The sequence below is a fragment of the Candidatus Thiodiazotropha sp. LNASS1 genome, assembly GCF_964212655.1.
Taxonomy (GTDB): Bacteria; Pseudomonadota; Gammaproteobacteria; order Chromatiales; family Chromatiaceae; genus Thiodiazotropha.
The window spans coordinates 2,507,824-2,517,722 of the sequence record NZ_OZ156465.1 but is presented as its reverse complement, the minus strand read 5'-3'; the positions used below and the strand labels follow the sequence as shown (position 1 = coordinate 2,517,722).

The following is a 9,899-nucleotide window of genomic DNA, read 5'->3' as shown; positions in this document are numbered from 1 at the left end:
TTAAGTTTTTCGCAGAACAATCTCCGGCTTCATGTTGATATGCCCGTCCGCTTCAAGCACGCCGATTTGTATCCCGTCATGCCTTCTGACTACAGGTACAACCTCTTGAAAAAGCGGGCGGCGAACAAAGAACAACTCCCAGCCGAAACTCGAAAGTTTGTTGAGGGACATCATCTGCAGCTCAGTCAAGATCTCCTTTAAATTACCCGGAATTGCCCGCTCGCCAGTACGTTTTTCATATGTCATATATCGATCCCCACAATCACCCGGTTAGCTACTTTTTAACTTGCCCATCTCCCGTTCCACGCAAGTCAAACCTTCATTTTGTGTTGATGAGAGAGACTGTTTTATGGTTATTGATTTTTGAGGCATCCTATTTGGGATGACCTTGATTAATTAATAGCCATATATTTAACGAAATGTAACATTGAGGTTGTCGTATGAGAATAAAATGATTATTTGGCATACGCTCATGGGGCTCGCCATCTGGCTGCAGTAGTCCCCGTCGATCATGAATGGCCATACTGGCCAATCCGACGTGGTTGAGACCGTGTCGATGGGAGTTGTTAGACATCTTATGGGAGTGAATGAATGGCATCGGGCTCAAAAAAGGTCATCTATGCGGCACTGATTGGAAACTCATTGATCTCCATCACTAAATTCGCCGCTGCCTTCGTTACCGGAAGTTCAGCGATGCTATCGGAAGGGATCCACTCAATGGTCGATACCGGCAACCAGGGACTTTTGTTGCACGGGATCGCCAGATCAAAGAAGCCGGCGGATGAGGCCTTTCCGTTCGGGCACGGCAAGGAGATCTATTTCTGGAGCTTTATCGTCGCCATCCTGATCTTTGCGCTGGGCGGGGGCATCTCCATCTATGAAGGCATAAAGCACCTTCAGCATCCTGAGCCGATCGCCAATCCCCTCATCAACTACATTGTACTCGGACTGGCGATGGTGTTTGAGGGGGCTGCCTGGCTGTTCGCATTTCGTGAATTTTCCCGTGCCAAAGGTAAATGGGGTTATCTGGAGGCAGTGCAGCGTGCCAAGGATCCTTCGATATTCGTGGTTCTGTTCGAGGACACAGCGGCAATGCTGGGACTCATCGTTGCCTTCGCGGGTGTTGCGTTGACCCAGATAACCGGTAGCTATCTGTTCGACGGTACAGCGTCAATCATCATCGGTTTGATCCTGGTTGGTACCGCCGTCTGGCTTGCCTATGAGACCAAGGGGTTGTTGATTGGCGAGAGTGCCAACAAGGCTGTCGTGCAGGGTATACGGAAAATGGCAAACGATATCGACGTGGTAGAGTACGTCAACGAGGTACTGACCATGCATATGGGTCCGGACTTTGTGCTGGTTAACATGAGTGTCGATTTCAGGGACAGCGTCTCTGCGGATGAGGTGGAGCGGGCGATTGGCGGCATGGACGGTATGATCAAACAACATTTTCCACAAGTGAAGAGGATCTTTATCGAGGCTGAAAAGCGTTTTTCATCAAATAGTTAGCGGTTCGTGAAAGTGGTTGGCTGGTCGCTGGTCCAGCCAATCGAAATCTCACTGTGCCGAACGGGTTTCCTTTAAAGGGATACTGTGACTATGGAGCCAGGTGATAGGATTGCGCCCAGGAGGGGGCTCTGCTCAAGGTGGTTGACCGGCATGGGCCTTGTAGGTAGAATTCCCGCTCTTTACCTCGCCCGGATGTCTGGCGGGGCATAACGCTATTTTTTCGGGGATTCAAGCAATGTATGCGGTAATTCAAACCGGCGGAAAACAGTATCGTGTTTCTGAGGGCGACACCATCAAGGTTGAAATGCTGACCGCTGATGAGGGCGCCTCCGTCGAGCTGGACAAAGTATTGATGATCACCAACGGTGATGACGTCAAGGTCGGAACGCCTTATGTGGATGGCGGGAAAGTTACGGCAACCGTTAAATCCCACGGCCGGGGCAAGAAAGTCAAGATCATCAAGTTCCGCCGTCGTAAGCACCACATGAAGCGCCAGGGGCACCGGCAGTGGTACACCGAACTTCAAGTGACCGGCATCAGCGGCTGAGGAGAGAGTCAGATGGCACATAAAAAAGCAGGCGGCAGTACACGAAACGGCCGCGATTCAGAATCCAAACGCCTGGGTGTAAAGATCTACGGCGGTGAGTCAGTCAAGGCGGGTAACATCATCGTTCGCCAGCGCGGCACCCAGTTCCATAACGGTGTCAACGTCGGTATAGGAAAGGACCACACCCTATTTGCGAAAGCGGATGGAAAGGTTCAGTTCGAGATGAAGGGACCACGCAATCGCAGATATGTGAGCGTTGTCGCCGAGTAGGCCGGTTCGTAGTCGAGCCACATAAAGCCTCGTCGATCGACGGGGCTTTTTAGTTTTTGGACCCGTCTACTTCGGTAGGGACTGCCTGGCATGTGGTTTTCAGCTGTTCCCGAATAGGGTTACCACAAATGCTTGAAGGTAAGCTGAATCATGAAATTCGTCGATGAAGCCAAAATTAAAGTCCTAGCCGGTGACGGAGGTGATGGTTGTGCCAGTTTTCGCCGTGAGAAATATATCCCCAAGGGTGGGCCGGACGGGGGTGACGGAGGCAACGGCGGTAGTGTCTACCTGGTCGCCGACAGCGGCCTGAACACCCTGGTCGATTTTCGTACCCAACGAACCCATAAGGCGGAACGTGGACAGAATGGCATGGGGCGTGAGCGTAGCGGGCGTAAAGGGCAGGATCTGTTTATACGGGTTCCAGTGGGAACACGGGTGCTGGATGAGGAGACCGGCGAACTGCTGGGTGAGTTGATGACCCATCGGCAGCAGCTTCTGGTGGCGAAAGGGGGTGAACGGGGGATCGGCAATATACATTTCAAGAGCAGCACCAACCGTACCCCGAGGCAGTTCACACACGGTACGCCGGGGGATCGGCGAGAGCTCCATCTTGAACTGATCCTGTTGGCGGATGTGGGCCTGCTGGGGATGCCGAATGCCGGAAAATCGAGTCTGATCAGCCGTATCTCCAGTGCCCGGCCAAAGGTGGCGGATTACCCCTTTACCACTCTCTACCCCAATCTGGGTGTGGTGAGTCTGGGGAGCGAACGCAGTTTTGTGGTGGCGGATATACCCGGTGTAATCGAGGGAGCGGCAGAGGGCGCCGGACTGGGATTGCAGTTTCTCAAGCATCTGTCGCGCACACGTCTGCTACTGCACCTGGTGGATATCGCTCCCTTGGACAGCAGTGTGGATTGTGCCGCCGAGGTGAAGCAGATCGAACAGGAGTTGTCACGCTATTCAGCGGAGCTTGTGGACAAGGAGCGATGGTTGGTACTGAATAAAAAGGATCTACTGCCTGATGAAGCATTCCAGGAACGGCGTAGAGAGCTGCTCGAGGCCATTCAGTGGGAGGGACCTGTATATGGGATCTCCGCCGTCACAGGAGAGGGGGTAAAAAATCTCATCGGCGCTCTCATGCAGCGGCTGGAAACTATTTTGCAGGATGAAAGGCCGATTGATGATGAGAGAGAGGATAGCCCCTGGGATCCGCTGCGAAGTTGATAGAGGGTTGAGAGGGATCCCAAAAATTTAACGGTGACAGATTGATGATTTCCCGGGAAAAGATTGCGACTTCCAAGCGCTGGGTGATAAAGATCGGCAGTGCGCTGCTTACCGCTGACGGTAAAGGGCTCTCCCACGGTGTGCTCTCCGGCTGGGTCGAGCAGATGGCGGCCCTGCGGCATGCCGGGCATGAGATTCTATTGGTCTCATCGGGTGCCGTTGCGGAAGGTATGAGTCGTATGGGCTGGAGTAACCGTCCACATAATCTGAACGAGCTGCAGGCGGCTGCGGCGATCGGTCAGATGGGCCTGGTGCATGCCTGGGAGGCCTGTTTTCAAAAGTATGGACTACATACGGCGCAAATCCTCCTGACCCGTAACGATCTCGATGATCGTTCCCGTTACCTGAATGCCCGCTCGACACTGCGCACCCTGCTCGAGTTGGGCGTCGTACCGGTGGTGAATGAAAACGATACCGTGACCACCGATGAACTCCGTTTTGGGGATAATGACACCCTGGCCGCCCTGGTGGCGAACCTGATCGAGGCCGATCTGTTGGTTTTACTGACCGATCAGGAGGGTCTGTTTGATGCGGATCCCCGCTTTAATCCTTCAGCCAGTCTGATTCATGAGACCCGGGTCGATAATCCTCAACTCGATGCTGTGGCAGGAGGGAGTGTCGGTGGACTCGGACTTGGCGGTATGGTTACCAAAGTGCGGGCCGCCAGGCTGGCGGCCCGCTCGGGCACCGGGACAGTGATCGCTTCCGGATTACGCAACAGGGTTGTGGAGGCGATCAGTCGGGGCGAAACGGTGGGTACCCTGCTGGTGCCGGTGCAGGAGCCCCAGGCGGCAAGAAAACGGTGGTTGGCCGGTCAGCTACAGCCACGCGGTAGTCTTGTCCTGGATGATGGCGCGGTACGTGTACTGCGCGAGCAAGGCAGTAGTCTGTTGGCTGTCGGCGTGTGTAGAGTGGATGGCGATTTTGCCCGCGGTGAAGTGGTGGTCTGTCTTGATCGGTCCGGTAGCGAGATAGCCCGTGGCCTGGTTAATTACAATGCCCAGGAGACCTTGCGGATCATGGGTAAGCCCAGTCATCGGATTGAGGAGCTGCTCGGCTATGTGGATGAAGATGAGCTCATCCATCGGGATAATCTCGTCTTGCTGTGAGACGAGCAGGCGTCGTTTCAATGGAATTGAACGCTGAACAACGTTTGAATCGACACCACCAAAGCGGTGATATTAATCCCTTCTGTATATCCATTCGAGATAAAGAAACTTACCTTAATCTCCATAATCTCAAGAACCGGTTTAAGGATTTGGTTACAAAGAATTGAAGTGTGTGCGTGATCACGGAATTGGATTTTACCGGCGCCATGAGAGTGATCACAATATAAGTACTGAAATTAGCATGATGATGGTTTATCAATAAGTAGGGATCCCATATACACGATCTCAAGGAGCGGGATAGATGGAACTATGTATTAATGGATTGTGTGATAGTCGTAAATCAAGTTGGCGCATACTCTGTTTAGGTTTGTCCTTAATTACAGGGCTTGCCACGCCGATCGGCTCCTTTGCTGCGGTTTGGTCACCTCGGGAGGCAGCTGTATTTGACCTGGTCAACCAGCAACGATCGATCAACAATCTGCCTCACCTGATTCAGAATGAACAACTCCATGCTTCGGCACTGGGCCACTCACAGTCAATGGCCGACAACAACTTTTTCAGCCATACAACACTTGCAGGCAGCAATGGCACCACCTTCGTCGATCGTATCAGAGAGGCCGGCCATATCGGCTGGACATACGGCGGTGAGAACATCGCCGGGGGGCATGGACGCACCTCCCCGCCCGCCGTTGAGATGCAACCGTTGGATGCCGCGCGGAGTGTCATGTACGGCACAGCTGAGCTGGATGAGCTGAACGCATTCTTTTTTGCCAACTCACAGGAGAGTTGGATCAGTTGGGACGATGTGGGCATGGGCGTCTCAGGTGATGGGTGGAATGCCTGGCATGACTTTATGAGGCAAACCACCAATAACCAGAGAGACGGTGGCTGGATGGGTAGCCACGGCCATCGAGAGAACATTCTCAGTGTCCTGTTTGACGAGATCGGGGTCGGCTATTTCTGGGAGCCGGGCGATACAATCCCTATCCTGGGGGATCACGGTGAGATATCCTTTCCGCTACACGCCTACTGGACCCAGGACTTCACTGGTGATGACCTCGTGGCGCCCGTACCTCTGCCTGGCGCGTTCTGGTTATTGGGTTGCGGTGTAATTGGCTTGTTGTTGCTGGATCGGCGCAGAGGGGTAGAGTAGCAATCGATTCCGCATCCGGCGGGAGCCTTTATGCCAGGCAAAAAAAACCGGCCAGTGGCCGGTTTTTTTTTCTGATTCAGTGATTGTTCACATGGCCTTGATCTGGACATTCAGGCGGCTTTTATGGCGTGCTGCCTTGTTTTTGTGGACCAGACCTTTGCTGACAGCGCTGTCGATCGCCGGTACAGCCTGTTTGTAGGCCTCTTCGGCGCCCTCTTTGGATCCCGCTGCGATCTGTTTGAGTACCCGCTTGATATGGGTACGCATTTCGCTGCGCTGAGCCTGGTTCCGGCTACGCCTTTTGTCGGCCTGGCGGGCGCGTTTTCGTGCTTGGGCTGAGTTGGCCAAGGTTCTCTCCTGGGATGAAACTAGCTTTTTAAAGGGGGCGAATTCTCCCTAATATTCTCCACCGTGTCAACATCTTTGATCCTTTTCTGTTCTGCTGGTATGGTCGCCTCTGCGGGTGCATTCAGGCATCTGGATTGCCCAAGTCGGGCATTGGAATGGCCTCTCGGTGAGGCACGCGGGTGTTCGCCGGGGGGTTGAAACCGATTTGCTCCGCAGATAGGCGAATCGTTTCTTTCACACAATTTAGAAGGACCCTATCCTGGCCTCGTTTTTTCGCGCCTTTACCGCAGTGGGCAGCCATACGATGCTGTCACGCATACTCGGGTTTGTACGGGACCTGGTGTTCGCCCATTGGTTCGGCGCCAGTGCCGCCACAGATGCTTTCTTTGTCGCCTTTAAAATCCCCAATTTCCTGCGCAGACTGTTTGCGGAAGGCTCTTTTTCAGTGGCGTTCGTGCCCATACTGACCGAATACCGGACCAAGCGGAACAAGCTGGAGCTTCAGACGTTCACCGATCATATGGCGGGCTCACTGGGGCTGGTTGTTCTGCTGGTGTCCCTGGTTGGGGTGGTCGCGGCACCGATCCTGGTAATGATATTCGCGCCGGGATTCTGGAATGAGAGTGAGGGTAAATATGAGTTGACTGTGGAGATGCTCACCCTGACCTTCCCCTATCTCTTCTTTATCACCATGACCGCCTTCGCCGGCAGTATTCTCAATACCTATAACCGCTTCTGGGTGCCGGCCTTTACTCCGGTGCTGTTGAACCTCTCCCTGATAGGGTGTGCTATCTGGCTTTCCCCTATGATGGAGAGGCCGATTGTGGCGCTGGCCTGGGGGGTGCTGATAGCAGGTATTGTACAGTTTATGTTTCAGTTGCCATTCCTCTGGCGGGTTAAGCTGTTTCCGAGACCCAGAGTGGCATTCAAGGACCCGGGTGTGGTACGTGTCATGCGTCTGATGGTGCCTGCACTGTTCGGTGTCTCTGTCAGTCAGATCAACCTGTTGCTCGACACCCTGATTGCATCCTTTCTCGTCAGCGGCAGTATCTCTTGGCTCTACTATTCGGATCGTTTGATGGAGTTTCCAGTCGGGGTGCTGGGTGTGGCCCTGGGTACGGTTATTCTGCCCACACTCTCACGACGGCATGCCGAAAACTCGCCACAGGCCTTCTCCCACACCCTTGATTGGGCTTTGCGATTGAATATCCTGTTCGGGCTCCCGGCCGCGGTAGGTCTGTTTCTACTGGCGGGACCGATGTTGGCCACACTCTTCTTTTCCGATGCCTTCGATCATCACGATGTGGAGATGGCGACAAAGAGTCTGATGGCCTATGCCCCGGGATTGATGGCGATCATGTTGATCAAGGTCCTCGCCCCCGGCTTTTATGGCCGCCAGGATACCAAGACACCGGTGCGGATCGGTGTAATCGCCATGAGCGTAAATATGGTGTTGAATATCTTACTGGTATTCCCCCTGGCCCATGCCGGATTGGCATTGGCGACCACAATTTCTTCCGGATTGAACGCCTATCTGCTCTTTCGGGCGCTGATAAAAGGAGGGATCTATTCCCCAACGGCGGGTTGGGCGGCATTGCTATTGCGAACCCTGTTGGCCTCCTTGGCCATGGGGATCTTTATCTGGTGGGGAGCGGGGGATATCAGCGAATGGCTGGCGGGTTCCGGCGCTTCAAGGGTATGGTGGCTGGCCGGACTGATTGCTTCAGCCATCATGGTCTACTTTCTGACACTGTTTATCCTTGGTGCCCGTCCCGGCCATTTCCGCAGTGTAAAACGATAGCGCCTGATTTTGCATATTTCACTTACCTATCAGTCTATCGAGTGTGGAAGAACAGGATAAAAACTCTGAATTTTCAACCCAAACGAGTTACTCGGGGAACTGTTTAAATCAGGATAAGAAATTGAATCTATAGACTTCTCTCACGCGTATAGATCAGTATCGAGGTGCGGTGGGCATCTCTACCGGTCAAGTTGGAGAGGAGTATGTCCCCGCAAGTTGTGCGTCTACTGTCATTGCGGCTCTCTTCGGCAACATGGATGACCTCGACTATGCTGCCGATATCTGGGCGGGTATGAGCGCAGCAGGATTGACCGGTAAAGGAGCGACCATGTCTACACCCGATACCGGTATGCATCCCCACGGGGCCATACTCGATACCATCGACACAAGGCTGAAGGTGGGCGCTAACGACGATATTCTGATTATAAAACGCAACTATGGTGGTGAGGGTGTCAGTAAGAGCGCTGTGGCCAACGATCCGGAAAAGGGATGGCAAAGGGCTGTGTCGCTTGTCATCAGGGCGCACCAGGTGGAGACATGGTGTTCAATCATGATCGCTACGCCGAGTAGCGTGTTGACCACCGGACACCTGAGAGCAGATGAATGGGTGCGTGTTGTCTGTCAGGGCAATGAGTTGTCCTGGCAGGCGTTTTTTTAGCAGCTGTAATTACACCCGCGATGCGCGGCATGAGCATTTTTCCAATCGGGGATGCCCAATTCCTCTACAGGCCCTATAATTGACCGCTCGAGTTTGGGCGGTTAATCAATGCAAATAGTTCGTGGACTTCACAATCTGAAACCTGATCATCATGGCTGTGTGGCCACTATCGGTAATTTCGATGGTGTTCACCTGGGCCATCAATCGGTCTTCCGCCACCTCATGGAAATGGGAGCGGAACTGGATCTGCCCACCACGGTCGTCACATTCGAGCCCCAGCCCCGTGAGTTTTTTCAGGCAGCCTCCGCGCCGGCCAGGCTTACACGCATGCGGGAAAAGCTGCAGGCGATTCAGGAGACCGGCGTGCAGCGTGTGGTGGTGCTGGAGTTCAACAGGCGATTGGCGGCCATGCCGGCTGAGGCCTTTGTCAGGGAGTTGCTGGTGGAGGGATTGGGGACGCGCTTTCTCTCGGTCGGTGACGATTTCCGTTTTGGTCGGGGCCGCGAGGGGGATTTCGATCTTTTACGGAACATGGGGAAGGAGCACGGTTTCGAAGTTGAGAACATGAACACCTATAAAGTGGATGCGGATCGTGTCAGCAGCACCCGGATCAGAGAACTTCTCACCCTCGGCGACCTGAACGGTGCCGCCCAGTGCCTGGGGAGACCCTACCGGCTATGCGGGCGGGTGGCGCATGGAAATAAGCGGGGGCGCACAATCGGTTTTCCCACCATGAATATCAACATGCATCGTCTGGTGAGTCCGTTGCATGGGGTCTATGCGGTTAAAGTCGAGGGGATAGGCGACAAGGATCTGCCCGGTGTGGCCAATATCGGCAATCGACCCATGGTGGAAGGGGATAACCGCTATCTGTTGGAAGTACATCTGTTCGATTTCAATCAGGATGTCTATGGCGAACACGTCAGCGTGGAGTTTGTGCAAAAACTGAGGGATGAACAACGATTTGAATCCTTCGAGTTGCTACGGCAGCAGATATGGCGGGATGCGGAACAGGCCAGAGAGATATTGGCTGTGGCCGACAATCCCTGAGCGGTAGCGGTGGTTAACAGGGTGTACGCGTGCAACTGTGATGGGCTTTTGGTTGTTTTGGCATGAATCGGCTGTTTTCAGTGACGATTTCATCCGTTTCTACTGTAAACTAACACCCAAGCATATCTTCAGCGTGTGTCACTTCGACAGCCGGTGCCAGATGCTTCTCT

The 9,899-nt window shown here is 53.8% G+C and carries 11 protein-coding genes; 9 read left to right on the top strand and 2 right to left on the bottom strand.

Annotated features, from left to right (window positions below; translation table 11 throughout):
- Positions 1-246, bottom strand: coding sequence for a hypothetical protein (locus AB8516_RS11105; protein ID WP_108291874.1), 246 nt, complete (start codon positions 244-246; stop codon positions 1-3).
- A gap of 345 nt (positions 247-591) precedes the next feature.
- On the opposite strand from AB8516_RS11105, the gene AB8516_RS11100 reads away from it, so the two are divergent.
- The 6 genes from AB8516_RS11100 (at position 592) to AB8516_RS11075 (ending at position 5,872) form a co-directional block, all read left to right on the top strand.
- Positions 592-1,509: a cation diffusion facilitator family transporter gene (locus tag AB8516_RS11100; protein ID WP_108291872.1), complete on the top strand. Its 918-nt coding sequence runs from the start codon at positions 592-594 to the stop codon at positions 1,507-1,509.
- A gap of 235 nt (positions 1,510-1,744) precedes the next feature.
- Positions 1,745-2,056, top strand: coding sequence for a 50S ribosomal protein L21 (gene rplU / locus AB8516_RS11095; RefSeq protein ID WP_069124837.1), 312 nt, complete (start codon positions 1,745-1,747; stop codon positions 2,054-2,056).
- Between the two features lie 12 nt (positions 2,057-2,068).
- On the top strand, positions 2,069-2,326 hold the full coding sequence (gene rpmA / locus AB8516_RS11090) for a 50S ribosomal protein L27 (protein WP_108291868.1): 258 nt from the start codon (positions 2,069-2,071) through the stop codon (positions 2,324-2,326).
- Positions 2,327-2,476: 150 nt separating this feature from the next.
- Positions 2,477-3,550 carry an Obg family GTPase CgtA gene (gene cgtA, locus AB8516_RS11085; RefSeq protein WP_108291866.1) on the top strand — a complete coding sequence of 358 codons (1,074 nt, stop codon included), beginning with the start codon at positions 2,477-2,479 and terminating at the stop codon, positions 3,548-3,550.
- Between the two features lie 44 nt (positions 3,551-3,594).
- Entirely contained in the window at positions 3,595-4,719 is a 1,125-nt protein-coding gene (gene proB / locus AB8516_RS11080) for a glutamate 5-kinase (protein ID WP_369160599.1), read from the top strand.
- 301 nt (positions 4,720-5,020) lie between these two features.
- Entirely contained in the window at positions 5,021-5,872 is an 852-nt protein-coding gene (locus tag AB8516_RS11075) for a CAP domain-containing protein (protein ID WP_369160597.1), read from the top strand.
- Between the two features lie 87 nt (positions 5,873-5,959).
- Here the strand turns inward: AB8516_RS11075 and rpsT are convergent, their stop codons facing one another.
- Positions 5,960-6,220 carry a 30S ribosomal protein S20 gene (gene rpsT / locus AB8516_RS11070; protein WP_108291860.1) on the bottom strand — a complete coding sequence of 87 codons (261 nt, stop codon included), beginning with the start codon at positions 6,218-6,220 and terminating at the stop codon, positions 5,960-5,962.
- Between the two features lie 259 nt (positions 6,221-6,479).
- Here rpsT and murJ point away from each other — a divergent pair, with 259 nt between their 5' ends.
- The 3 genes from murJ (at position 6,480) to ribF (ending at position 9,729) form a co-directional block, all read left to right on the top strand.
- Positions 6,480-8,021: a murein biosynthesis integral membrane protein MurJ gene (gene murJ, locus AB8516_RS11065; protein WP_108291858.1), complete on the top strand. Its 1,542-nt coding sequence runs from the start codon at positions 6,480-6,482 to the stop codon at positions 8,019-8,021.
- A 169-nt stretch (positions 8,022-8,190) separates the two neighbouring features.
- A complete protein-coding gene (locus tag AB8516_RS11060) occupies positions 8,191-8,679 on the top strand; it encodes a hypothetical protein (protein WP_369160595.1) in 489 nt (162 codons plus the stop codon).
- Between the two features lie 108 nt (positions 8,680-8,787).
- Positions 8,788-9,729: a bifunctional riboflavin kinase/FAD synthetase gene (gene ribF, locus AB8516_RS11055; protein ID WP_108291854.1), complete on the top strand. Its 942-nt coding sequence runs from the start codon at positions 8,788-8,790 to the stop codon at positions 9,727-9,729.
- The last annotated feature ends 170 nt before the right edge of the window (positions 9,730-9,899 follow it).

Coding starts and splice junctions, on each gene's coding strand:
- AB8516_RS11105 (WP_108291874.1), bottom strand. CDS start 246: ATGACATATGAAAAACGTACTGGCGAGCGGGCAATTCCGGGTAATTTA.
- AB8516_RS11100 (WP_108291872.1), top strand. CDS start 592: ATGGCATCGGGCTCAAAAAAGGTCATCTATGCGGCACTGATTGGAAAC.
- rplU (WP_069124837.1), top strand. CDS start 1,745: ATGTATGCGGTAATTCAAACCGGCGGAAAACAGTATCGTGTTTCTGAG.
- rpmA (WP_108291868.1), top strand. CDS start 2,069: ATGGCACATAAAAAAGCAGGCGGCAGTACACGAAACGGCCGCGATTCA.
- cgtA (WP_108291866.1), top strand. CDS start 2,477: ATGAAATTCGTCGATGAAGCCAAAATTAAAGTCCTAGCCGGTGACGGA.
- proB (WP_369160599.1), top strand. CDS start 3,595: ATGATTTCCCGGGAAAAGATTGCGACTTCCAAGCGCTGGGTGATAAAG.
- AB8516_RS11075 (WP_369160597.1), top strand. CDS start 5,021: ATGGAACTATGTATTAATGGATTGTGTGATAGTCGTAAATCAAGTTGG.
- ribF (WP_108291854.1), top strand. CDS start 8,788: ATGCAAATAGTTCGTGGACTTCACAATCTGAAACCTGATCATCATGGC.